Raw genomic sequence first — 25877 nt, forward strand, 5'->3', positions numbered from 1 at the left:
GTTTCAAATTAACTAGGGCAAATTTTATTAAAGATGTATGTTTCGGTTCTCAACCTGTTAGAGGGTTACAACTCAACAATCTGATTTTACTTTAAATTCTCGGATAAGTGATATGCCCAATGATCGCACAAATCAGCCTGTAATCGGCTACGTAGAAGACCTCATGGTCCTCAGTACTTTGCTTACCGATGAAGAAAATCTGAGCCCTGTCTTTTAGCTTTTTCTTCCCCGCATCCTTCGCTTCTTCCAGGGCGGTCTCCAACTCGTTTCTAAGTGCTGTGCGTTTAGCTTGGGACCAGCCGCTCCATTCCACATGGAGTTTGTAACTTCGAGAAGGCTTGAGCTTTCCAGATTCATCTTTAACCCATTCTCCCGAAAGCGGAATGACAATCCGATTCTCATCTTGCTCAAATTTCTGCCACAACAACTGTGAGTAGAAAACTCGCAGTTCCGGATAGGGCTGAATCGGATCTTTAAGTTTTTTAAAGACAGTCATGTAAGTATCGGCATCAATATCCGGTATATGAAGTGACATACCTCGATCATACGGGAAGTGAATAAACGCTCTACAAATCTGACGAATAGCATTAACCGGACGACGCGATTGCCGTGTTGGTGCATTGTCTTTCCTGGATGTTGATGATGCAGAACGTGTTGTGCTCGAATTGTTTTCACTACCCGTTGCGTCAGGATCAACAACTGGACGTTTTTCAACCAACTTTAACCCTGCTGGCATCAAGCCCGGTGCACTGTCCAAGAGATGGCGGACACTTTTCTTCTTGCCCTGCTTAACAACAGTGCTCTCAGCATCAGCATCGCAGTTAATGTGTTCTTTTCCTGGCATTTTATTAAACGACGGTCTTTTCTTACTGCCTTTTTGCCAGGCGGAAGGATACATTTCGATTCCGCATCCCCAGCAGATATAACCACTGGTATCAACGATATCCAACAACCAGAGCTCTTCAGCATCCACTTTTTCTCCGGTGCGTTTGTCTCGAGCAGATTCCATCCTTTCCTCCGAAAATGAACAGCCCTCGAGTTTTCACAGGTTGAGAGCCCAACAGCCCGGCTTTATCACCTGGCCCAGCGCTATATAGGTTACCTTGTTATCCGCATCTCAGATGCCGTCACCCCTTCAGGTGTTGGAACGAGTGACCACAAACGTGCATCAATGCCATCATTTTGCAGTTTGCGCATGAAATAACGCGCCTGAAGGGCATCATGCGTTGCGATGACAACCTGAAAACCATGGTCAACGATGTAATCACGCAGCAAGTCGAATACGGACGCGGCGTGGACTAGATCATGATGCTGCGTAGGATCGTCCAGCAGCAGGCCGCGCCATGAGGACCACTGATGTTCAAGCGCCATTGAAAGCAGAAATGTCAACTGCAGATCTGTCAACTGAGCTTCGCTTGCAATCGCCGGGACCGGAGCAACTCCTCCATGTAAAGGCACGGACACTTCAGCATGCCCCTTTTTGTAAATACTGCGAAAACCTAGTTTGGTACCCGTAAAACGCTGCTCTCTGACGACGCGCTTCAGGAGCGACTGCCACCTTGGAATGACCGACAGTACATGTTTTTGCACATTCGATATTTCGGCAGACAGTTTGGTATTGAGCGTCTCCATTGCTTGAGATAATTGCAACAACTGCATTCGGCTCGAATTTTCGTTTTCAATGCGCTGCCGCAGGCTGGCAACAAACTCTTCCTCTGATAAGGAGCCACGACGACGATCTATGATGCCTTGCGCTATACGTTTCTGCTCCAGCTTAAACCAGGCTCCAATTTCGACTTTGAGCGTTTGTAACTGTTCTGTTTGGCGTGATAGCTCGGCAACAGATGATTGTAATTGAGTCTCTTTACTCTTCGCCACGTCGACCGCGGGATCGCCGGAGAAAGACAGCTGTCGCCATGAGAAGCGGATCGCTGCCAGCTTAGCCTGGGCGTCAGTAAACTGTTCTTCGACGCCAGTCAGTCGGTCATTAGTTTCGGTTAACTGAATTTGTTGTCGGTTTAAAGCAGATTGCTCTGCCGCAGCTTTCGTTTCGAGTTCACTGAGCTGGGCTATATTTTTGCTTTGCGCCGCCGACAATTCATCCAGTGTCCTCAAGGGACGCGCATCTGCAATGATTGCTGCTAATGCGGCTGTTGATTGCTCAAGGCTTGCCAGGGCCCCCGCTCGAGCCTCCCGAGCCGTATCCACAGAATGGATCGCCGATTGGTGAGTTGCTTTTGACGCTTCAAGCATTTCAGGTGTAGGAGGAGATGCAAGGTTATGCTGTTTTTCGTCGAGCTGAAGCTTGGCTGAAGCATTTGACTCGTCACGACGCTGAATAGCTGCTTTTGCTAATTCAATCGTATCACCTTCTAAAAGTATGTCCGTTTTGATTTGGTTGATTTCGGATGTTAAAAGAGATTGTCGGGAGCTCAATTCAGTCATGTTACGCTGGCACGTATCTAGTTCAGCTTTGGCATTAGTAACTGCCTCCGCGTACTGGCGTAACTGATCCAATGCAATCTTAACGCGTCGTTCAGCCTCGACAACTTTCGGATCGATAGCCTCCAATGATTTGGTAATTCTTTCATGGAGACTTGCAGCACCGTGATCTACGCCACAGACAGGACAGTCCCCTCGATCTTTAGGCAAATATGCCGCAATGGATGCAACAGATTGCCTTATGGTATCAGCCGTTGACGTTAACGTTTCGTGAGCCTGCTTCAACGTCAGTAGCTCTGCTTCAGCGTTGGTCTTTAATACAGTTGCTTGCCCAACTCGCTCCTGCAGTAATTTTTCTTGTGATTCTTCCTGTGTAATGGCTGAGGTAATGGAGATAAGGTGCTGAAGGTTATCCTCCCAGCGCCTGATGAGCTGTCGAGCGGCCAAAAGCTCAGTATCAATGATCTGCAGTGCCTTACGCTGTTTATTGATGAGTTCATGCTCGGCACTGAGCCGTTCACTCCCTTCATGTATATTCCGGAAGGTTGAGGCTAGAGATTCGGCATCGCTTAACGCTTTATCAGCCACTTCCAAGGCCTGCTTGCGTTGTTTAAGGGCCTCTTTGGTTTGCGCCTCCCGGTCAAGCCGGTTAAGCTGCTGGATAATTAAATCCCGCTCGCCTTCTGCCTGCAGCAACTCACGCTGAAGTCGCTCTTGTGTCCCGACGATAAGTGCTCGTTCCTGCTGTTTTTGCGTTAAAGCCTGTCTGGCCGCTATAAGTTCATGACCAAGCTGTTCTGATCGCGTCTGCTCAGCAATGAAACGGCCAATCAGTCCATCCACCTCCACAAGCCCTTCAATTTGCTCCCTGAGTCTTTTCAGACTGACTTGTACTGTTTGCTCTAACGCATCGCGCATGGTTTCCAGGCTATCCACTCCCACTGGCGGCACCAATAGTCCTGCAGGTAATGCCTCTGAGCCCTGAGTTTGCTTCGCGATGTTCGAGATGGATTCTGCGATGCTTTCTTTACTGCGCAGACCGCCCTGAGATTGGGTTGCGGCCATATCCCGTTCAAGCACTAGGCTTTGCCATTCCGCATATTCTGTTTCGAGAAGCTCAACTGCCTCCTTTGCATGCTTAAGCTTATCATTCAGGACTCGGCGAATACTGCCCAGAGCCGTGCTGACCTGGGATCCGTCCTTACCGATTGGTAAACGTTCCAGCTGCGAGCCCGCAATTTTGGCCTCTGCTTTGACAAGCCATTCTCCCTCGCGCTGATCCAATAAATGGGTCAGTCTCAGTAAAAAAGGGATATCTTCCGCGTTCGTTTCCGGGAAAATGGGGCTGAGATCACCCGCCCTTTCTACATTTCCTTGGGGAGTTACCTGGGCAGAGGCGCTTACATCACCGAAATCCAGAATAACTTTAGCCAAGGACTGATTGTCCCTGATGATGGGTGAAAGATTTGCCCCCAGTCTCGAGATACCACCTGTTAGGCTAAATTCAATCGCTTCGAAGAACGCGGTTTTCCCTGTGCCATTTGGGGCAAGAAGAATTGTTGCTCCCGGGCTGAGTTCGATTTTGGTGTTGGCACCATAACGGCGGATATTGGAGAGGGTAATAGATTTGAGCTGTTTCATTGGCGGCCCTTGTCTCCAAACGTCACAGTTTTCAGGGATTGAACTACTTCATCGCCTGTTTTTTCAGAGAGCAGCAGCTCACGCCATTGTTCAATATGAGGTTTAACCCAAGAGTGCACCTGACACAACGAGCTCAGGGATGCCAGCAGCGGATCGTTGATTTCATTCCCCACACTCACGGGTGTTAACGACGCCAGAAAGCTCCGGTCAAGGAAGGAGTCGATATCTTCCCCCTCTCTGAGCACTATCTTCCTGCAGAAACGATCGTCTGTTTCGAAGCGGGATGCATCTTCAGATTCAATACCTTTGATGAGCATAAACATATAAAGATCTACCGTTTGCGGCTCTGCGAGCATGTCTCGGACATCCGCAGCCCATCGGAAGGCGCTCTGGATATATTCCACACCATATGGACACTCTGTAATCAACACAGTCCGCCAACCGGCTTTGACTAGTTTGAGACGTTTGAGCCGTACTGCAGCCGTGCCGAAATCAATGGAGGGTGAAACCATGTCGTTCATATCTGGTACATGAACTTCATAGCGACCTTCAGCGCGCTGAGTTATCGCGGTAATGAGTTCTTGAATTGTCGGCATGTCAGGCTCCCTTTGTCGTCTTATCAATTGCCGCTTCACGCGCGCGTTGCCTTTCTATCCTTTGCTGGCCGAAGTATTTGCGTACGGACTCAAGCGTCCCCCTACTCAAATGGCGATACATTTCAGATCGGGTCACGAGCAGATGTGGCTGACGCTCAGCCGCCATGCTAGTCGCTGTCTCAGCGTCGTCAGCCATTCCTGCATTTAATAACATTGATGATGGTGCCCGCACGCCAGACAGGATGATGATAGGATCAGGGTCAGGACCGATCACGTCGATTAACGGATCATCAGACAACTCACGGACCCCAGTTCGACCGCTAGCTGGGCCAGACCAGTATTGAAGAGCGATACTCATTACTGTCCCTCCATCCTCAAAGAATTCCCAGTGGTTGTTGCGAGTTGAAAAACCCACAGATACCAACAACAAAATTTCCACTGCATCAACGAGCAGGCTTAAGGTTCGGGGTCCCAAGCGAAGCGCATGTTTTTCATTTTTATTCTCCGTTTTCGGATACAAAAGCCTGTCCAGAAATCTGCGGCGGCTTTCAGGTACAGCCGTGAATCCAACTAACCATGAATTCCAGACTGCGTCCATAGCATCGGCGAGTGCTGGATCGGAGATAGTGCCGAGTTTGTCCGCCACATGCTGAAGCAGACGCTGCCATAGCACATCGTCCATAGCTCTGGCGAGTGCTTCAGCTTCTTCCCTGACAGTGCGCAACGTATTGAATTCATGATCCTGCGCGCATGTTAGACATTCTGTATTCTCAATCCATGGCAAGCCGCTGAAATCATCCTCGGCCCCACCAAGTGTGTGACCGATTTCCTGGGCAATGCTGCTTCGCCATATGGATTCACCTAACATCAGGACCTGAATGCCATTTGGCAGATGCAAAGCCATACGCACAATCGCTGAGGAAAGAGAGAGATTAGCTACGGGAGGTTGGGAATATGCAGCATACACTCTGAGTGTTCGGGGGGCAGAATTAATCCCCCACATGTGTTCGACAATGGCCTTTGCTGGACTGACTGTAGTATTGGCAAGATCGAGCGTACCAGCTAATGACCAAGGGCCGCTGGCCGCTGAAGAACCGTCACTTAACTGATACTGAGCCCAAGTTACGGTATCAGGCCGAAGTTCGCTTCGCAGTGCATTGACAACGTCATGGCATCTTATCGCCGAAACGTCAGTTGTCTCGGTAGCAATGTAGTTAATCAGACGCTGCAGTGTGCGTTCCGGATTGCTAAAGTTACGCCCAAGCGAATGAAGCGTTCGTTCTTTTAGTGTTGCATCGTTACCTACACAAACGATCTCAACTCGGCGAAGCACATCTCTTATCTGGTCCCAGTCTTTAAATCCACACCAGGTCGTTAGCCATAAGTACGCATTCTGAGTTGGAATATCCTGTCTGCTGGCAAGATCATCAAGACTCAGCCCTGGGCGACGGCAAAGTTCACAAAGTTCTTCGAGGTGATTAACGGAGAGACTGTTTTTTATAAAAAGGTGTAGACCGACGAGGATTAGTTTGAACTTGCGGTCTGGTGTTTCGTCAAGTTTACCCGATGCAGCGTTGCGGGCTAGGCTCGAGAATGCAGTGTCTAGAACAGAGGGGGTTGGTTCGGTGTCTACAGAGCCGTTTCTGGGTTTCCTTTTGGGCTGTTTAGTCTGATCAGGATTTTTAGTACAAAAGTCAGTTGACTGACGTTTAATCTGTAAATGCTCGTAGTGGTCTGTTGAGTACATAATCACCACATCGTCCCACTCCTCAATGCTTCCCTGTTCGGCACCGATTGCAAGAGGTGTAAGCCTGCCGATCAAGAAATTTTCAAGCATATCTGCCAGACGTTGAGCAATCACCAGCTTCTCATAATCAGACTTCCGCTCTAACCGGAACCTTCTGAGCATTCAGATTTTCCTTATTGCATTTCTACCCCTAAAAAAATATCGGATATGCTAACTGAATTAGCAAGGGTTTTATAGGGAGCTTGATTTCATCTTGCAGTAAGAAATAAACGTTTTTTATGATTATTTGTGGCTTACAGCGCTGCTAACCTCTTGATAAAATATAAATTGAGTAGCATACCCGTGGTCAGCGCTACCTTTCTGTAAGGTGTGATAGAAGTTATGCAGGTGTCTGCATTCTCGGGTTCAATGACTTTAAACTTTTGGGGATACCCTGAATCACTTCAAAGAGTAATTCTCAGGGTTCGAATGACTCTACATCGCTCATAGCAGCCCCCTCATTCCTTCAGACGGTCCGCTTCGTGCTGTGAGTTCAACGAGTGGAAACGCACACCAGCATTATAAAAAATTTTAGACAGATATCATCTTCCTGAACATCCCCCTTAACGGCGGAGCCTCACGGTTCTGCTTTTTTGTATTCCTTTTCAGAGGAGCAGTAATGAAACAATTTGACGGTTTGAAGTGACTGTAGCAATCGCTTTCCGGTCTACCACTCTGGGCATCAGATAGTATTCTGCAACAGATAAACCAGCTTACTTCCTACGAGCCAATAATCGGCATTATGGATAAAACCGGAGCAAAAAAATCGTCGTTGTGCAATGCCCTCTGCCAGTATGGTTTCACACGTTAGCGATGTGGTCGCGTGCACACGCGTCCTCTTGCGACCTAGCCTGCATGTGGGAGCGCGCGTTATGACCCTTGTTCATCTCCCCCATACGCCAGCCATCGCCGCTGGCGCTTTTTATTGACGGAGAAAATTCATCACGACTCAAACTCAGTATGAGCTGGTAGACATTTTAAAAGCCAGACGAACTATGAGGGAAACGAGAACTTAAGCTGTGTCAGTCTTCTTCACACTCCCCATCTCTAAACTGGGCAAAAAGGGTAAAAATATTTTTAGGCACTACATTAGGCACCATCACAAAGTTGAATCAGAGATTAGATCAAATATTTCAGATAATTACAGCACCAATTCAGACTCCGCCAGCCCACCAAAATTCTCCATCGGTGAATACCAGAGTCATCCGATGAAGTCCTGAAAGCCCGCACGGCGCAAGCCCTGCGGGCTTTTTTGTGTCTGTCGTTGTCCGAGCCATTCGACTTAGTCCGGCGATTATCGCTATACGTTCAGGTATTCCGGTTCATGCCGGATCAGCCACAGCCCCCCAGACCTACACCAATGTTCTGCGTGCTAAAGCGCCCGAGAAAAATCTAACGTTGCGTCATGGCCCATGCCATCATTGAAATCCCCGCACTGCAAATCAAAGCCCGCCCCCCCTTCACGCAATCAACATAACCAATTGATATTAAATAGTTATCACCTCATATATTTCCGTTTCCTTTTGTTTTATCGAACGATCTGTGAACAACACCAAAACATTAACAACAAGGAAACAATAATATAACTACAGAGGTGACCTTATGCTCAATAAAGAACGGCATTATGCAATTTTGACCTGGCTTAACAGGTACGAACGGGCGACGGTGAATCAGCTTGCGAAAGTATTTAACGTCACCAGGGAAACGATTCGCAGCGACCTGAACTTATTAGCGCAGGAAGGCGGCATTGAGCGATGCCACGGTGGGGCAATTATCAAACGCCGTATTTTTCATACCCAATCAGTCAATAATTTAGATAGCAATATCATTCATTTTTTTGACTCCGCGCAGTCAAGAAAAACGATCAAATCCCGACATAAAGGGCGAAAGATGAAAGGTAAAGTCTGTATTCTGGGTTCATTCAACGTTGATATTATTGCTAATGTCGATCGTTTCCCGCAAAGCGGAGAATCTATTTTCTCCGAAAATACCATTATTGGACCCGTCGGCAAAGGCGCCAATCAGGCGCTGGCCGTAAGCAAATGCAATGTTAAAACCCATTTTGTCGGTAAGGTGGGTAACGATCAGTTTAGTCAGATGGCCTTTGAACATCTTTCATCTTCTGCTATCGACAGCTTCACGCTTTATCAGGATAAAGATCAGAAAACCGGCACCGCGCTTATTTATGTTTGTCAAAGTGATGGTGAAAATATGATTGCCATCAGCCCTGGGGCCAATCGGTCCATTACAGCCGATGAAGTTGAAGCGATTACCCCTGAAGTGAAAAACGCAGATATTTTTTTAACCCAGCTGGAAAATAATCTACCCGCTACCTTTCGGGCCATTGAAATTGCCCGCCGTAACGGGATTAAGGTGGTTTTGAACCCTGCCCCCTGGTCATCTGATGTGGTTAGCTGCCTGAAGAACGTGGACTTTCTGACCCCAAACGAGACTGAGGCCTCATTGCTGTCCGGCATTCATATCGTGGACCTTGCCAGCGCGAAGGAAGCCGCCAGAGCCATTAAAGCGAAAGGGGTAGGACACGTCATCATCACCATGGGAGCGAAAGGCGCGCTTATTTATGACGGTGAGCAATTTATTCATATCCCGGCGCTGAAAGCCGTATGTGTGGATACCACCGGTGCTGGCGATGCCTTCAACGGCGCATTCGCCGCCGCGATGGCGAAAGGGGAATCCATTATTCAGGCAGCAAAATTTGCCTGTGCTTTCGCCTCTTTGGCCGTCGAAAAAGAAGGCGCATCAAATATGCCCGAATATAAAGATGTCCTGACCCGCCTCGCGCAATATAACGATAAAAAAATTCTCACCGAGAAAATTTAACGCACGCATATTTCTGCAAACACAGATTATATTCACGACAACCATTTCAGTAATGGGAGTATGTCCGATGAAAGCCCTGACAGAATCTAAACCCGGCGGCGCGATACCGCAGGTAAATAACATGCCTCACCAGCAAACACTATCCCGCATGGCACGTTGCCGCCAGACGTTACGCCGGTGGTGGCCGTTCTACGTGATGGCCCTGCCTGGAGTTATCTATTTTTTTATCTGGCACTATTTACCCATTTGGGAAACCAAAATTGCGTTTGAGCAGTACCGTATTATCCCGCCGAATATCTGGGTCGGGATGCAGTATTTTGCCACGCTGATGTCATCCCCTGTTTTCTGGCAGGTGATACAGAACACCGTGATTATCGGCGCAATGAAGCTGATTTTTATTTTTCCGGTTCCCATTATCGTGGCGCTCTTGCTCAATGAAGTGCGCTCATCCGGTTACCGTAAATTTGTCCAGTCGGTGATTTATCTGCCGCATTATCTTTCCTGGGTGGTGATCGCCAGTATCGCGATTGCCACGCTCTCGCCGGTTGATGGCGCGGTTAACGACATCATTAAATCGATGGGCTACGATCCGATCCCCTTTATGACCGACAGCGGCTCTATCCGCTGGGTACTGGTGTTCACTGAAATGTGGCGCAGCGCGGGCTGGGATTCATTACTTTACATCGCGGCGATCCTCGCCATCGATCCACAGCTGTATGAAGCGGCGGAAATGGATGGTGCCGGGCGCTAGCGCAAAATCTGGCACATCACCCTGCCCGCTATCACCCCGACCATCGCCACGCTGTTTATCCTCAACGTCGGGCTGTTCCTGAGCCAGGGTTTTGATCAGGTCTTCAACATGACCAACGACGTGGTGAACGGTCAGATAGACATCATCGACACCTACGTCTACCGCATGGGCCTGCGCACCGGGGAGTTCTCGCTGGCGACCGCCGCAGGGTTATTCAAAGGCGTGATCGGCATGATCCTTATCGTGCTGGCACATAACGTTTCAAAACGCCTGACGGGTAAAGGAGTCTGGTAATGCGCATCTCATCACGAAGCACCCCTTTTGAGCGCATCGAATACGTGCTCATTCTCTCGGTACTGATGCTGCTGGTTGTCGTGACGCTACAACCGATCCTCAACCTGGTGGCGATATCCTTCTCCAGCCCGGCAAACGTGCCCGGCATGAGCGGCCTGGAAATTATTCCGCAGGGCTTTTCGCTGGACGTCTGGAAGCTGCTGCTGACCAACGAAGCCGTGCTGCGCGGGTTTGGCAATGCAATGCTGATTACCGTGGTGGGCACCATCATCAACGTAGTTTTCACCGTGCTGCTGGCCTGGGCGCTGGCGCAAAAACGCCTGCCGGGACGCCGCTGGCTGTTTATGTTTGTCCTGTTCACCATCGTCTTTGAGCCGGGCATCATCCCCGATTTTCTGGTGATGAAAAAGCTGGGGCTACTGAACAGCTACTGGTCCGTCATCCTGTATCGCGCCGTCTTCGCCTGGTACCTGATTATTCTGGTTCGCCTGTTCGAAGAGATCCCGGAGGAGCTGCTGGAAGCCGCCGAACTCGATGGCGCGAACCCGTTCCAGACGCTGTGGTACGTCATTATGCCGGTCGCCAAATCGTCCATTGCCATGATCACGTTATTTTACATGGTGCTGCACTGGAACGAGTTTTTCCGCGCCATGGTGTACCTCAACGACCCGGACAAATGGCCGTTGCAGGTGGTGCTGCGTCAGTTTGTCGTCGAGGGCGATAAGCTGGCGATGGTAGGCGTCGAAAGCATGTCGAACTACACCGATGCCAGCCAGATCAGCATCAAGGCGCTGAAAGCCGGGATGATCACCTTAACCATCGCCCCGCTGATTGCCATCTACCCGATTATTTTGCGCTTCTTCACCAAAGGGACCATGTCCGGCGCGGTGAAGGGTTAACAGGAGCGATGACGATGAAATTATTCACAGCAATCGCCTGCGGCCTGCTGTTATGCCAGGCCGCCTGGGCCGAGCCGGTCACTATCCGGATTGTGGAAAAAGATCTGCTGACCACCAACCGCGAAGATGTCGCGCATATTCAGCGAATCGAGCAGGCGCTGGCACGCCAGGGACACGATATCCACATTGAGATCGTCAACCTGTCGTCTTCCGGCTACTCCGACGTGCTGAACGTGATGCTGCTCTCCGGCACCATCCCTGATCTGATCTATTTCAACGGCAGCGACCAGAAGATGGTCGAACAGGGCATACTTGAAGACTGGCGTCCGTGGATTGCGCAAACCCGCTATCTGAAAGAGGCGTTGTGGCCGCACAACCAGCTTCGCCTGCAAAACCATCCGACCCTGCTGTATGTCTTTCCCCTGCGCGCGCGCCAGCCGGTGATCCGTGAGGACTGGTTACAGAAGAGCGGATTCAGCGCATCACCCAAAACGCTGGCGGAGTACGTCACGCTGTTCAATGCGATCCACGCCGGTGACTACAACGGCGACGGTAAGACGGATAGCTGGGGGATCACCTCCGAGAAAGACCTGCGCGATCTCGACGGTTTTATGAACCCGGCGTTTGGCATTCACGCCACCTGGCTCAAGGACGATCAGGGCAAGCTGATCAACGCCCAGATAAGCCCGCAGGAGCGGAGCAAGCTGGAGTTCTACCATTCGCTGTATCAGAAAGGATTGCTCTCCTCCCAGTACATCACCACCAACTGGGAGCTAAAAGAGGATGAGTTTTATACCGGCAAGGTTGGCGTGGTATCCGTCTCATCGCCGGGCAACGTCGGCGTGTACCAGGAAAAGATGCGCCAGATCCATCCTGACGCCACCCTCACCCTGCTCGACCCACCCGAAGGCCCGGCAGGTAAAGGGCTGGCGGCGACAGATGTTTCCATGGAAACGCGCGGCTTTGCCATGTCCTCGCTCTCGAAACATAAAAAGGAAGTGATGATCCTGCTCGATTTTCTGGCAAGCCCGGAAGGGCAAATGATGGAGCAGATGGGCTTCGAGAACACGCACTACGTTCGTAAGGGCAACACGATAAACGTGACGCCAAAAATTAATGCCTGGTATCCGCGGTTTATCCAGGCCGCCAACTGGAAGCCGCCGGTGGAGTGGCGGACGCCTGCGATGCTGCGCTATATCGACAATTCACAACGTTATTTTACGGCGGATAACGCCTTTATCTTCCCGGCGTCGTTTGCCGCCGCCATCGACTCAACCAGCAGTATTTATAACCAGTGGGCGTACCAGTTTGTCTCTGGCAAAGCGTCATTTGATCAGTGGGATCAGTATGTCAGCGCCTGGAAAGCCGCAGGTGGAAACGCCATGACCGAATATGCAGAGGAAAAATTAAAATGACCGTTACTCAAGCCGCTGATTTATCGTTCACGTCCCGCATTCTGGGCATGCTGTATGGCGTGGCGTTCGGTGATGCCTTAGGCGGACCGGTTGAGAAACTCTCCGCCCGGCAAATCGCGGAGAAATATGGCCGCGTCACCTCCATCCACCAGCGCTGGCACCGGATGGACGAGCCGTCCGCACGGCGCAACAACCGCGTACGCGGCAACGGTATCATCACCGACGATACGCTGATGACGCTCTGCCTGATGGAGGTTTACAGCGAGCTGGGCCGTCACGTTGATGCGTGGGATATGGGGGAGTCTTTTGTGCGGAAGATTGCCTGGGAACCGCGCTGGGTGCCGGAACTGGATCGGGAAGCGCTGGTTATTGAGCGCCTGTTTTATCCGGAAAAATGGATCTTCCATCGTCTGCAACTGGCCGCCTGCGATCCGCGCCAGGGCGGCGTGGGCAATATGGTGAACTGCGGCGCAGCCATGTATGCCGCCCCCATCGGAGCTATTAATGCCTGCAACCCTGAGGCAGCTTACCAGGAAGCCATTAATTTCACCCAGGGGCATCAGCAGAGCTATGGGCTGGAGGCCGCCGGGGTCTTCGCCGCCTGCGTTGCAGCGGCATTTATTCCTGGCATCACCATTGAGGCTATCACCAACATCGCATTGAAACTGGCTAAAGACGGCACCCGCCAGGCCATCGCGGCAACGCTTGAGGTCGCGCATCGCTACCGTGGAACCGCATGGGATTATCAACAGGTCGTTGACGCCCTGCACGATACGCTTTTGCCCTTCTCACCGATGGGAGATGACCTGATGCACGGCCCGGAAAAAGCGGGCGTCCCGACCATGGCCTACCAGCCCTCGCGCCTGATGTCGATTGAGGAACTGCCAATGGCGCTGGCCTTCTGCCTGCTGCGCGAAGGCGAGTTTCGCGGGGCGGTGGAAGACGCCATCAATTCAGGCCGTGATACCGACTCTATCGGGGTGATGAGCGGCGCGATTTTAGGCGCGCTGCACGGGGAAGCCATTGTCGAACCTGAGGTGCTGGCGGGTATTGATAGCGCCAACCGCCTGGATCTGCGTACGGCCGCGCTGCGCTTCAGCGAATCAGCACAAAGCATTATCCAGCAGGATCTCGCTGCGGCGGCGCTTTACCGCCAGCACGTCATGCCATTATTGCAGCCAGGCCACACCGCCGGGCGAGGAGAGTAACATGAGCCAAATCGTTTTAAATAATCTCGGTAAATCCTACGGCAACGTCAGCATCATTAAAGGGATCTCGCTGAGCATTCACGAAGGCGAATTTATTGTGCTGGTCGGCCCGTCCGGGTGTGGGAAATCCACCCTGCTGCGCATGATTGCGGGTCTGGAAGATATCACCTCCGGTGAACTGCTGATGCACGGCGAGGTGGTCAATACTCTGCCCGCCAAAAAACGCGATATCGCCATGGTGTTCCAGAGCTATGCGCTCTATCCACACATGAAGGTGCGGGACAACATGAGTTTTGCCCTGAAGCTTGCCAGCGTCTCAAAAGCGGAACGGATGGCGCGCGTGGAAGAGGCAGCGGAAATCCTCGGCCTGACGCATCTGCTCGATCGCCTCCCGCGGGATCTTTCCGGCGGCCAGCGTCAGCGCGTGGCGATGGGACGCGCGCTGGTGCGTGACCCGAAGGCCTTTTTGTTTGATGAACCGCTCTCCAACCTGGACGCCAAACTGCGCCATAAAATGCGCGGAGAAATTCGTAAGATCCACCAGCGGATGGGTCGCACCACCATCTACGTGACGCACGATCAGACGGAAGCGATGACCATGGCGGACAGGATTGTGGTGCTGAATGCCGGACATATTGAGCAGGTCGGCACCCCGGAAGAGCTGTACCGTAACCCGGATAACCTGTTTGTCGCGGGCTTTATCGGCACGCCGGAAATTAACACCCTTAAAGGCGTGATTCAGCACGGCGAGATTGTGCTCAACAACGGCTACCGCTTCCCCTGCCCCCTCCGCTCACATATTGAAGGGATGGAGATCATCTGCGCCACCCGACCGCACTATATCCGGCTCGGCGAGTCAGGGATGCCAGCGGAAATCGTGCTGATAGAAATGACCGGGGAAGGACAGGAGATCCGGGTGCGTATCAACGATCAGGAGCTGATCGTGGTGTCCCATGAAAAGCTGGATATCAACGTGGGTCAGAAGGTCTTCCTCACCGTAGACGCGGAAAAAATGTTCTTGTTTTATGCCCAGACCGGTAAGCGCCTGCGGTCATAGAATGCTTAATCAATCCCTCCTGCAATCGCAGGGGGATTTTATAATGGCGGTGGGTATATATCAGGCTAGGCCAGGCTAGTTTCCAGCATCGAATCCACCATATCCATCTCTTCACGGCTGAGCAGCATTTCGATATTGACCAGGATGATCATTCTGTTTTCCATCACGCCAAGCCCAAGAAGATAGCGGCTTGATAGCATGGACGCGAAGTCCGGCGTCGGTTTAATCTGATCCATGTCCATCGACAGCACGTCAACCACACCGTCTACCACGATTCCTACAACGCGATTATTGAGGTTAAGGATGATCACTACCGTACTGTCATCCTGCTGAACGTCAGGAAGACTGAAGCGCACGCGAAGGTCAACTATTGGCACTATCACACCGCGCAGGTTGGTCACGCCGGTGATAAAACCTGGCGCGTTCGGGATACGAGTAACGCTATCGCATCCACGTATCTCTTGTACCTTCAGAATGTCGATCCCATATTCTTCGTTACCGAGACGAAAAACCAGATACTCCTGCGCAATGGCGTCCGCGCCCGCAGGCTTTGTCGTTGTTTGGGTCATGCTGTTACTCCTTGCTTGCCGAACGTCGGCCTGACATGGTTTTCCTTTTGTCCGTTCATCGTCGACAGTTCAACCACGTCGAGGATTAGCGCAACGCTGCCATCACCGAGAATGGTCGCGGCTGAAACGCCCGGTACTTTGCGATAGTTCTGTTCGAGGTTTTTTACCACAACCTGTTGCTGACCAATGAGCTGATCGACCCACAGGGCGTAGCGGCATCCAGCGCTTTGGACGATCACCACAATGCCATCTTCAGGTGCGGTCTCGCCGGGCACCGATAGGCGCTGACGCAGCATCACCAGCGGAAGATATTCGCCACGAATTTGCAGCAGACGTTCCTCCCCGACGAAGCGGCAGAGCATATCCTCGCCGGGCCTCAGCGATTCCATTACCGCGCCGAGCGGCAGAACATAGATCTCCTGTCCAACTTTCACCAGCATGCCATCAAGGATTGCCAGCGTCAGCGGCAGAATAATGCGTATCGTCGTGCCTTCTCCCGGCTTTGAAAGGACTTCGACATGGCCGCCCATGGACATAATGTTACGACGGACCACGTCCATACCCACGCCGCGCCCGGAAACATCCGTCACGCTTTCTGCGGTGGAAAATCCCGCGGCGAAAATCAGCATCCATACGTCCTCATCGCTGAGGGTGTCGCTGATATTCATTCCCTGGGAGCGGGCTTTCGCGAGGATTTTCTCCCGGTTCAGTCCGGCACCATCATCAGTCACCTCAATGATGATATTGCCGCCATGATGTTCCGCCGAGAGGATAAGATTGCCCACTACCGACTTCCCCTTACGGGCACGTTCTTCTTTCTGCTCAATGCCGTGATCGAGACTGTTACGCACCAGATGAGTCAGTGGGTCGATAATGCGTTCGATCAGGCTCTTATCCAGCTCGGCCGAGCCGCCACGAAGAGTTAGCTCTACCTCTTTGTTCAGGCGAGAACCCAGATCGTGCACCAGCCGCGGGAAGCGGCTAAACACATAATCCATTGGCATCATTCGAATCGACATGACTGATGACTGAAGCTCGCGTGTATTACGCTCCATTTGCGCCACGCAGCTGGAGAGCATGTCGTAGCTCGCTGGATCAAGTTTTTTGGAAAGCTGAGATAGCATCGCCTGGGTGATGATGAGCTCACCCACCTGGTTAATGATCTGATCGACTTTACTGACCGCCACGCGGATGCTGCCCGATTCCTGACTATTACTGCGGGCTGGCACCGGCACGGCAGGTCGTGAAGGCGGTTCTGAATGGTCCGCGACTACAGAAGCCTTGTCCGTAACAGGAGAAGTCACTTCAACCGACGCTGGTTGAACGACATGCTCGATAAGGATTTGCGACTCTTCAAGCACAAAACACAGCACCGCGGAGATATCATCGGCAGAGGCGCTCGTGCGCAGCTGAACCACCATGCCATCATCAGCCTTCTCCGTAGCGACAATCTCTCCCATGTGGGATAACTCTTCCTGAAGCATTGCCCGCTCGCTTTCAGGAATTTTCTTCAACGTCACGCAGAGTAAAGGCTCACCATCAGCTGCCCCCTGCTGCGTCGCGGCTTTGTCTTGCAACTCGACTGCCGTCTGGGCATGTTTGTCTTCCAGAGCAATCTTGCGCAGGGCTTCACAAATATAGCGATAACTCGCTTCATCAGGTTCCTGCGAAGACTGATAGGCTTCCAGTTGCGCTTGCATAATGTCTTTACATTCCAGAAATAGATTAACGGTCGTTCGGTTAAGCGAGCGTTCTCCGGCTCGCACCTGGTCAAACAGGTTCTCAAGTAGATGCGTGGTCTCTTGCAGGGCATTAAAGCCAAAAGTCCCTGCCCCGCCTTTCAAAGAATGCGCTGCGCGAAAAATGGCATTTACCTGTTCAGGATTCGGCGATGCGGCATCAATCTCCAGCAAATGCTTCTCCATCTCGGCCAGCAGCTCTTCCGCTTCGGTAAAAAAGATCTCGGTGAAATCATTCATGTCCATCGCTATACCCCCTTACCTCCTGCTGCGTAGTGTTGTTCAGGACGTTTTCTGGGCGATGCATGCGCGTGTCTTCCAGACGGATATCCTGTTCTTTGGTTTTACTTAATACCAAAATGCTAATACGGCGATTCGCCGGACTTGAGGGATCACTGTTTTCTAAAGGCATACGGCTTCCCGTGCCGATCACGCGAAGAAAACGCTCATCGTCAAGACCTGCTTTAACCAGCACGCGGCGCGCGGCGTTGGCGCGTCCGGAAGAAAGTTCCCAGTTACTGTATCCGGAGGTGCCGCCCGCATAGGGAAGCGAGTCGGTATGGCCGGTGAGACTGATTTTATTGGGCAACTCCTGCAACAGCGGCACAAGCGCCTGCAAAATGCCGTTCATATAGGATTCCGGCAGCTCGCTGCCTACTCTAAACATCGGGCGATCCTGGCTGTCGGTGATCTGAATGAGCAGGCCGTCGTTGGTAAGACGCAGCATAATGTTGGATTTAAAGTTATTGAGCCGGGGATCGGTTTCGATCATCTGCTGCAATTTATCTCTGGCCTGTTTCAGGCTCTCCATCCAGCGCTGCCGCTCGCTCTGTACCCGCTTATGATTCGCCACTTCTCCGTCCTGCTTCATCAGATCGTCACCGCCGCCGGGGATGATGCTGTCGCTCAGGCTGGTTTTGTCGCCATTGGCCATAGATGGCTTAAGCGGCATGCGGAAGTAATCGGCGATCATCTCCCGCTGCACCGTGCTGGACTGAGAAATCAGCCACATTACCAGGAAGAACGCCATCATCGCGGTCATAAAATCGGCGTAGGCGATTTTCCACGTACCACCGTGATGAGCATGCTTTTTCTTCTTTCGCTTGCGCGAAATGATTATCGGGGAATCGTTTTTCATGCCGTGGCATCCGCAGACTTAGACTTAAGGCTGGCGCTGGATTTCACTTCCCGCACATGCTCTTCAAGCTCCTCAAAGGAAGGCCGTTCGCTGGTAAAAATGGTTTTTCGGCCAAACTCCACGGCAATTTGTGGCGCATAGCCGTTTAGACTGGAGAGCAGCGTGACTTTTATACACTGAAGGATTTTGACCTGATCGGAACTCATCTGACGCAGCAGGGTTGCGAGCGGTAAAACAAACCCGTAGGCAATCAAAATTCCGAGGAACGTGCCCACCAGCGCGTGGCCAATCAGCATTCCGAGCTCGGCTGCGGGTCGGTCCGCGGCACCGAGCGCGTTCACTACCCCCATGACGGCAGCCACAATACCAAAGGCCGGAAAGGCATCGCCGACGGTATTCAGACTGTGGGCCGGAACCTCAAGCTCCTCTTCGCAGGTTTCAATTTCTTCATCCATTAACGCTTCGATTTCATGCGAGTTCATACTTCCGCCAATCATCAGGCGGAAGTAATCGAGGATAAAGTTGCTTAACATCGGATCGCTCATCAGACGAGGATAAGCGCTGAAAATTTCGCTGCCCGCCGGATCTTCAATGTCTTTCTCAAGTGACATGAGTCCCTGAACACGACTTTTTGACAGCAGCAAAAACATAAGCGCCATCAGGTCCATATAAACCGTTTTGTTGTAGCGTTTCCCCACGAACAGCTTCACGATAGCTTTACCCGTCGCCTTAAGGGATTTCATGTTATTACCAACAATAAAAGCGCCGACCCCGGCACCGCCGATAATTAACAATTCCAAAGGCTGGAACAGCGCGAGCAGATTACCACCAGACAGTACGAACCCACCAAATACGGTAGCAATAACAACAAGATAGCCAAAGATAACTAACACACTCTCTCCTTTTTACTCGCTGACCGATGTCGAGTGCCGTGGCATCGAATAAAACGCCATCCTGTGCATTGCCATCGAACATCCGTCAGGCTGTCATAATTTCCGGCGTGGCATAATTGCCTGCGATTCCGCTGAGGTTGACCTGCGATTTCTTAAATGCCCGCGAAGGAGGGCTACACAAACTACAGGTGAACGGGTTTTTGATGAATTCCGTCGTGACCACAAAACCACCGGAACAAACGCTACAGGCCTTACGGGAAATAATACCGCAGTCGATAAAGCGTAATAATGTCCAGGCACGCGTTAGCCCCAGGACAGGTTTATCGTCGCAGCAAGAACCACACTGCTCCAGATAAAGACGGTAGGTTTTCATCAATATTTCAATAGGGCGCCCGCCCCCAGTTTTCTGAAGATAAAGGTAAATGTTATAGAACATGGAAGAGTGAATATTCTGCTCCCATGACATGAACCAGTCTTCAGAAAAAGGGAGCATCCCTTTTGGAGGCGGACAGCCGCGTAACTCTTTATACAAGCGCAGTAAACGCCGACGACTTAAAGAAGTTTCAGATTCCAGAACCTGCATTCTTGCCCCAAGGTTAATTAACCCCATGGCAATATTTACCTCTTCAATTTCTTGCAATAAACTTTTCTCGCACATTTTATGCATCTCCCGTCACAGCAGCATCGGACTCGCTTAATGAATTAAGTAAGTTTGTCGATAAAATGATGCCGGTATGAATTTGCTGAAGAGCTTCAATACGCGAATCTTTCGTCAAATTTTCGATGACCACTTCGTCATCGACGCGTAAACGACAAATCAACTGATTGGTCGCAGCCAGTTTCATCAACTGTGGTAAAGACAACTCTTTTAAATTATCAATCGTGCCTTCGGATAAGCCGAGACGAAAACTTGCAGCAAACTTGTCCTGTCTGATCAGCTGCTGCGCCAGTAATAAATAAGAAAGATTAATATCGTGAATGTTTTGCAGATACTCGTCAAAATTGGACACAAAAAGCTCCCACTGTTTTTCAACCACAAACAAGGCTAAATAGTTAAGGCAAAATGTTTACCCGGTCGATGCAGAGAGTCTTTTGGCATTGATAATCGCTGAATTCAGTCAAGCTGATTCAATAAATTATCGAAAAACTTTTCAATGCCAAAGGATGGCTACATCACAAATCTGACGAAATCATATTCATTAAGAATTTTCCTAGCAAGCTTTAAGAAAACAACGCGCACCAGAAAACTATCATAACTAAATGATTTACCTATAAAAATACACATTGTTAAACATTCTTAATTATCACGCAACGTAATTAACTTTACTTAGGAAATATTGTTAATCTTGTTAATGTTATCGCTATGTTATTCTTTCCTTAACCGATCCATTCTGCTTCGTAAGCGTTTTATCGCTAAACTGTGCAACTGGCTAACGCGCGTTTCGGTAACGCCCAAAATTAATCCAATCTCTTTCATGTTCAGATCCTGCTGATAATAAAACTGCAATATCTGCTGTTCACGCTTGGGGATCATTCGGATATGCTCAGCAATGTTGGCTATCAAGTTTTCCTGAATGGCCTCATTTAACGGATTAAGCTGTGCATTTTCGCCGTCATTACTCTCCCAACTGTCTGAATAGTTTTCCTGAAGTTCATCAATAGAGTACATCTGGCTGCTATTATTATCAGCCAGCATTTGCTGAAATTCCTTTAGCGAAACGCCCATCCGTTCAGCAATATCAGCTTCGGTCGCTTCTCCCCCCTTTTCCTGTTCGATCTGCTGAATAAGTGACACAATTTCCCGCGAATGCGATCGCACGCGCCGTGGAACCCAATCACTTTCCCGAAGCTCATCCATTAATGCCCATTTCACACGCTGTGAGATCCAGGCATTAAGGGCCACCCCTTTTTTAGGGTCAAAGCTATCAATGGCACTCAAAAAACCCATGGAGCCCGCCTGAATGAGATCGTCTAATTCGACATTGGCAGGCAGTCTCTTATGCAAACGCAGCGCTTCTTGCCTGACGATAAAATGGTATTTTGACCACAATGCCGTTTTATTCTCCAGCCCTTCAGCTGTGTATATACCGTCCACGCATTTCTTCCACCTAATCTTCACATTCTCAATTATCAGTTGAAACCACATAATCAAAAAGTGCGATAAGCTTTTATAAAAATGCGCATTCTGTTAATTTAATCATCGCGCTGCCTGACAGGAATAATTGGCGGCACTATTGACGCCAATTATTCTCTTTCCGCAGATGTCAGAACGTTTCCCACTGCGCATTATCATTTTCAACGTGACGCAACGTCATTTTTTCCGGCGCGGGCGTATGGCGTTTTTCAACTTTTTCATCTCGCAGGGTAAACTGGGCAACAAGTTGCTCAAGCTCGTCCGACTGAGATTCCAGTTTGCCTGCCGCCATGGCCGCTTCTTCCACCATCGCCGCGTTCTGCTGAGTCACCAGATCCATCTCGTTCACGGCCTGCGAAATCTGATTGATACCCGCACTTTGCTCGTCAGAGGCCGAACTGATTTCGCCCATAATCTGCGTCACCTCAGCAACCGAAGTCACGATGTCCTGCATGACGCCGCTCGCCTGGCTTACCTGGCGCGAACCTGTATCAATATTGTTAACGCTGGTATTAATCAGCTGATTAATCTCTTTCGCTGCATCGGCGCTGCGCTTGGCGAGGTTACGCACTTCTTCCGCAACTACCGCAAAACCACGCCCCTGCTCTCCCGCTCGAGCGGCTTCAACCGCTGCGTTCAAGGCCAGAATGTTGGTCTGATTGGCGATACTGTCGATGACGCCGTTAATATCAGCAATCTGACGGGAGCTTTCGGTAATCTGCGCCATGATAGCTTCCAGGTTTACCATCACCTCACCGCCATTTTGGGCATTCATGCTTGCCCCTTCTGCCAGACTGCGCGCCGCATGTGCGTTATCCGCATTCTGGCGTACGGTGGTTTTAATTTGCTCCATGCTGGCAGCCGTCTCCTGAAGGGCCGCAGCCTGTTCTTCGGTACGGGAGGAAAGGTCGCTGTTGCCCTGAGCAATCTCCTGGGCGTTAGAATGGATATTCACTACCCCTTCACGGATACCGGTAATGGTGTTGGTCAGGGAGACACGCATCTTCTCAAGCTCCCTGAGCATTTTGCCAATTTCGTTATCAGCGCCAGTCTCTATGGCATGACTCAGATCGCCTGCCGCTACGCGCTGAAGCATCTCAACGGTAGTTTCCATCCGGCGCACCAGCGCAATACGCAACCAGTAACGAACGGCTAACAATACGCAAATCGCGATAGCCATCATAACCACGCTTACCCAAATCATCATCTTGTAGCTGCTTTCAGCTACTGATACATATTCGTACCCCCGGTCAGATGAGATTTCTGAATACTTCTCAATTTTTTGACGCAGCTCGGTACGCAGTTCCATATCACCGTTCATCGAGCCCGGGTATCCTTCCGGTCGCTCAAGATAGCCGAGCTTGGTTTGGACGGTGTTATAAACCAGGTCAAATTTGGCGCGAAGCTCCTCAGCAGCCCTTGTCTCTGCCAGGCTGTTGAATTTCACCTGCGCGAAAGCATCCATCTCCTTGCGCGCCTCTTTCAGCAGGTTGTGGGTGTGTTTGATCATCTCTGGCGACAGCGGTTTATGCAGCGACGTCTGAAGCATCATCCCGTTCGTATTCGCCACCACCGAGTTAATGTTATATGCGGCGTTAGTCATATAGGCGTTGCTGTCATTAACGTCCACAACGCGTTTAAAATTTTTATTAATCGTCACCGAGTTATAAACGGAAAAAGCCGTAACGCCAAACAGCATGCAAGAGATCATGCCGATAATCAGGCTGATTACGGTATAGATTTTTAGTTTATTTAACATAGGTCCTCATAAGCCGCACATAAATATACGGCTAAAACTTTCATAAATAAGATGGAAAGATAATGTTATTTATTAAATAAATTCATTTTTTGCATTGACTGAAATACCATCATGGATGCGTTCAGCGCAAATTCTGACATTTTAGAATCCATTATGAGCGAGGTCATCGTGCTATAGTCAGCGCCAATGGCCGTCTGAACCTTGGTTATGGTGTCGTTGATCATGACGTCGCCACTCATATCAAGCGCGTCCAGTTGCTGAAGGTTGGTCCCCAGTTCCGCCTGCGCCTTACCCAGACGATCGATGCCGCCTGAAACCGCTTCGCTGGCGGCGCTCAACGCAGCATTCAGCGCATCACGGTCGATGGGATCGCGAGAAAGTTCTTCTACCGCTTTATCAAGAACAGAGAATATATCCCCGAAAACATCGCTGCCCAGGTGGCCCGTCTGCATATCCGTACCATCGGCAACGGTTTGTCGACGAGCGGTATCACCGCCGACATAGTTACCCGCATCGTCAAACGGCGCCGTATCGCTTTTAAATCCGCCAAAAATATAGCGCCCGCTCCCGTCGCGATTATTCGCGAGATCCATCAGATTGCCGCGAATACCTTTAATCTCTGCACCCAGCGCCCGACGATCTTCATCAGAGTAGCTTTCCGTTTTCGCCGCTACGATTTTTTCGGTGAGGGTGGTGGTCAGCAAATTGCCCACACCGTTCAGGATATTATCTTCATGCTCAAGTGAACTCCGCACCGTTGAACGTACGTTGCTGTAAAGCTCAAGCTTCGCCAGTGCGTCCTGATAATTTACCGCATCGGTAGCGGACTTTGGATCATCCGAGGCTCGCAGCAACGATTTTCCAGCAGAGAGTTGAAGATAAATATTATTATTATCACTCACGCGCTTTGACATGCTCTCGGCGCTCTGTTTAAACATATACAGCGTACTTAATCGCATCGGATAGCTCCTTATTTAATCGAAAGCAGCGAATCAAACATGGTGGTTGCGGTCTGTAGAATTTGCGCATTGGCCTGGTAATATTGAATAAACATCTGCATATTGACGGTTTCTTCGTTCATATCCACACCTGAAAGCGCCTGCTTCGCATCATATTTAGTTTGCAGGTCGATCTCAGCCGAGGAAATGCCCGATTTTACCGCCCGCGCGTTAGAACCAATGGTGCCCACCAGGCTTGAATAAGCCTCCGTCAGCGTGCTGCCGCCAATCAGTTTCTCATTCTGGATCTTAAGCATCTCTTCCAGATTAAGATTATTTCCCACCCCGCCCCCGGAGGCATCCGCTGCGGCAAAATCCTGTGCGCTGTTGATCGCGCGGCCAATACCCTCCGCAGCCCCAGCCATAGGATTAAAGGAAAAACTGTCGCCGGCGCTTGCGGTCACACCGGAGAGATCAATCTCAATGCCGTCAAACTCAAGCGTGGCGGAACCGGCCGGCACCTGCTTCACCAGGCGTCCGTCCTCCCCCATTACGTTCCAGTTTGTTCCATCAAAGTCGATGCTGTAATTTTCAGATTTTACGTTGGTGTAGTCCGTCACGCTGATAGCGTCGAGCGTTCCCCCACCGGCATTGCCTGCATTTGCCACCGCCTTCATAGGTGGCAGAGAGAAAAGATCGCCCCCCGGCACACCCGCTGGCGTCTCACCCAAACGGTGCTGCTCGTTCATGCGGCTCGCCATCATAAAGGCGATCTGGTTTAGCTCGTTTTTAGCGATCTCAAGATCTTCGCTGCGGAACTTAAACAACCCGGCCAGGCGGCCTTTGGTAATGCTCGCTTCGTTAACTGGCGTGGTAGTGCCGTTGCTATCAACGTAAGAGACAACGATTCTGTCAGGATCGCTTTCAGACGCTGTGGCCTGTAGCTTGCTGGCGTTTTCGCCAAAGACAAGGGGGCGACCATCCTGAAGCGTTACGTCGACGCGGCCAGATACGCTATTCTCGGTTACATCAATACCGATCTGCTCACTCAGTTTTTCCAGTAATGCATCACGTTGATCCAGCAGGTCCGCAGGCGGCGTACCGTTCTGCGCCTGTACGCGTTCCAGCTGTTTATTCACTTCTGCCAGCTGGTCGCTGATGCTATTAATTTCTTTAACGCTGGTTTCGATATTGGTGTTGGTGCTCTTTTCCAGCGCGGTGAGGCGCTTGCCGCTGTCATTGAAGCGCTGGGTCAATACGCCGAGTGAGCTGAATACTGCGGAACGGGCCGGGCCGTCATCTGGGGTTGCGCTCAGCGTCGCCATCGACTTGAACAGGTTATTGATGGAGACAGAGACGTTGTCGGATTCATCGCCCAACATATTATCAATATCGCTCAATTGCTCCATGCGGCCGTTAAGCGAGGCCCAGTTTGAGACGGAGCCGCGTAGCTGCTTGTTGGCAAAAGCATCGTAAGCGCGATCGACACCAGTTACCGTCGCACCGTAGCCATAAAATCCGTTTCCCGTGGTCATGCCACCGAGCTCACCAATCACAAGGCTGCGGCGGCTATAGGTATCGCTCATGCCATTGGTCAGGTTGCTGCCTACCACACTAAGAGCGGATTGCGCTACGCTAAGGCCACTTTTCGCGAGACTAAAGAGGTTGTTCATAAGGCACCTGGATATTCCGTTATTTCCAGCCCGATATTCGGGCAGGGTCAAAATTATTGCTCTGCTTTATTCATCGGTGATTGCGAATTTATCTAAAAACTTTT

At 50.8% G+C, this 25877-nt stretch carries 21 protein-coding genes and 1 pseudogene; 8 read left to right on the top strand and 14 right to left on the bottom strand.

The window, feature by feature from the left end; translation table 11 throughout:
* Positions 1-91 precede the first annotated feature (91 nt).
* The 4 genes from ACOTYH_RS09565 to ACOTYH_RS09580 form a co-directional block, all read right to left on the bottom strand.
* Positions 92-1009 carry a hypothetical protein gene (locus tag ACOTYH_RS09565; RefSeq protein ID WP_231668802.1) on the bottom strand — a complete coding sequence of 306 codons (918 nt, stop codon included), beginning with the start codon at positions 1007-1009 and terminating at the stop codon, positions 92-94.
* An 89-nt stretch (positions 1010-1098) separates the two neighbouring features.
* A complete protein-coding gene (locus ACOTYH_RS09570) occupies positions 1099-4083 on the bottom strand; it encodes an AAA family ATPase (RefSeq protein WP_087760463.1) in 2985 nt (994 codons plus the stop codon).
* Entirely contained in the window at positions 4080-4679 is a 600-nt protein-coding gene (locus tag ACOTYH_RS09575; RefSeq protein WP_063162150.1) for an ABC-three component system middle component 1, read from the bottom strand. The genes ACOTYH_RS09570 and ACOTYH_RS09575 overlap by 4 nt, the downstream gene beginning before the upstream one ends.
* A gap of 1 nt (position 4680) precedes the next feature.
* Positions 4681-6588 carry an ABC-three component system protein gene (locus ACOTYH_RS09580; protein WP_063162149.1) on the bottom strand — a complete coding sequence of 636 codons (1908 nt, stop codon included), beginning with the start codon at positions 6586-6588 and terminating at the stop codon, positions 4681-4683.
* Between the two features lie 529 nt (positions 6589-7117).
* On the opposite strand from ACOTYH_RS09580, the pseudogene ACOTYH_RS09585 reads away from it, so the two are divergent.
* The 8 genes and pseudogenes from ACOTYH_RS09585 to ACOTYH_RS09620 form a co-directional block, all read left to right on the top strand.
* Positions 7118-7358, top strand: a pseudogene (locus ACOTYH_RS09585) (hypothetical protein); the annotation flags it as partial.
* A 709-nt stretch (positions 7359-8067) separates the two neighbouring features.
* Positions 8068-9306, top strand: coding sequence for a PfkB family carbohydrate kinase (locus ACOTYH_RS09590; protein WP_421637714.1), 1239 nt, complete (start codon positions 8068-8070; stop codon positions 9304-9306).
* Between the two features lie 121 nt (positions 9307-9427).
* Positions 9428-10057 (top strand): hypothetical protein, encoded by a 630-nt coding sequence (locus tag ACOTYH_RS09595; protein ID WP_421637715.1) that lies wholly within the window; start codon positions 9428-9430, stop codon positions 10055-10057.
* A gap of 108 nt (positions 10058-10165) precedes the next feature.
* Positions 10166-10351 (top strand): hypothetical protein, encoded by a 186-nt coding sequence (locus ACOTYH_RS09600; protein ID WP_421637716.1) that lies wholly within the window; start codon positions 10166-10168, stop codon positions 10349-10351.
* Complete coding sequence (locus ACOTYH_RS09605) at positions 10351-11250, top strand: carbohydrate ABC transporter permease (protein WP_017692842.1); 900 nt, start codon at positions 10351-10353, stop codon at positions 11248-11250. Before ACOTYH_RS09600 ends, ACOTYH_RS09605 begins: the two co-directional genes overlap by 1 nt.
* A gap of 14 nt (positions 11251-11264) precedes the next feature.
* Positions 11265-12665 carry an extracellular solute-binding protein gene (locus ACOTYH_RS09610; RefSeq protein WP_040118006.1) on the top strand — a complete coding sequence of 467 codons (1401 nt, stop codon included), beginning with the start codon at positions 11265-11267 and terminating at the stop codon, positions 12663-12665.
* A complete protein-coding gene (locus tag ACOTYH_RS09615) occupies positions 12662-13873 on the top strand; it encodes an ADP-ribosylglycohydrolase family protein (protein ID WP_045906902.1) in 1212 nt (403 codons plus the stop codon). The genes ACOTYH_RS09610 and ACOTYH_RS09615 overlap by 4 nt, the downstream gene beginning before the upstream one ends.
* Before the next feature lies 1 nt (position 13874).
* Positions 13875-14930, top strand: a complete 1056-nt coding sequence (locus ACOTYH_RS09620; RefSeq protein ID WP_421637717.1) for an ABC transporter ATP-binding protein — start codon at positions 13875-13877, stop codon at positions 14928-14930.
* Positions 14931-14995: 65 nt separating this feature from the next.
* On the opposite strand, the gene ACOTYH_RS09625 is transcribed toward ACOTYH_RS09620, so the two are convergent.
* From ACOTYH_RS09625 to flgK, 10 genes are all read right to left on the bottom strand, one after another.
* Positions 14996-15499 (bottom strand): chemotaxis protein CheW, encoded by a 504-nt coding sequence (locus ACOTYH_RS09625; protein WP_015571587.1) that lies wholly within the window; start codon positions 15497-15499, stop codon positions 14996-14998.
* Positions 15496-17484, bottom strand: a complete 1989-nt coding sequence (gene cheA, locus ACOTYH_RS09630) for a chemotaxis protein CheA (protein WP_421637718.1) — start codon at positions 17482-17484, stop codon at positions 15496-15498. The genes ACOTYH_RS09625 and cheA overlap by 4 nt, the downstream gene beginning before the upstream one ends.
* On the bottom strand, positions 17471-18376 hold the full coding sequence (motB, locus tag ACOTYH_RS09635; protein WP_017692838.1) for a flagellar motor protein MotB: 906 nt from the start codon (positions 18374-18376) through the stop codon (positions 17471-17473). Before motB ends, cheA begins: the two co-directional genes overlap by 14 nt.
* Positions 18373-19269, bottom strand: a complete 897-nt coding sequence (motA, locus tag ACOTYH_RS09640) for a flagellar motor stator protein MotA (RefSeq protein ID WP_017692837.1) — start codon at positions 19267-19269, stop codon at positions 18373-18375. The genes motB and motA overlap by 4 nt, the downstream gene beginning before the upstream one ends.
* Positions 19270-19354: 85 nt before the next feature.
* A complete protein-coding gene (gene flhC, locus ACOTYH_RS09645; RefSeq protein ID WP_015571589.1) occupies positions 19355-19927 on the bottom strand; it encodes a flagellar transcriptional regulator FlhC in 573 nt (190 codons plus the stop codon).
* A gap of 1 nt (position 19928) precedes the next feature.
* A complete protein-coding gene (gene flhD, locus ACOTYH_RS09650; protein WP_421637719.1) occupies positions 19929-20279 on the bottom strand; it encodes a flagellar transcriptional regulator FlhD in 351 nt (116 codons plus the stop codon).
* A 356-nt stretch (positions 20280-20635) separates the two neighbouring features.
* On the bottom strand, positions 20636-21364 hold the full coding sequence (fliA, locus tag ACOTYH_RS09655) for an RNA polymerase sigma factor FliA (protein WP_026094273.1): 729 nt from the start codon (positions 21362-21364) through the stop codon (positions 20636-20638).
* A gap of 169 nt (positions 21365-21533) precedes the next feature.
* Positions 21534-23162 (bottom strand): methyl-accepting chemotaxis protein, encoded by a 1629-nt coding sequence (locus ACOTYH_RS09660; protein WP_032649212.1) that lies wholly within the window; start codon positions 23160-23162, stop codon positions 21534-21536.
* A 65-nt stretch (positions 23163-23227) separates the two neighbouring features.
* Positions 23228-24121: a flagellar hook-associated protein FlgL gene (gene flgL / locus ACOTYH_RS09665; RefSeq protein ID WP_017692833.1), complete on the bottom strand. Its 894-nt coding sequence runs from the start codon at positions 24119-24121 to the stop codon at positions 23228-23230.
* 11 nt (positions 24122-24132) lie between these two features.
* A complete protein-coding gene (gene flgK / locus ACOTYH_RS09670; protein WP_017692832.1) occupies positions 24133-25773 on the bottom strand; it encodes a flagellar hook-associated protein FlgK in 1641 nt (546 codons plus the stop codon).
* Between the last annotated feature and the right edge of the window lie 104 nt (positions 25774-25877).

The organism is Enterobacter cloacae complex sp. SHL001, assembly GCF_049236825.1.
GTDB lineage: Bacteria > Pseudomonadota > Gammaproteobacteria > Enterobacterales > Enterobacteriaceae > Enterobacter > Enterobacter hormaechei_C.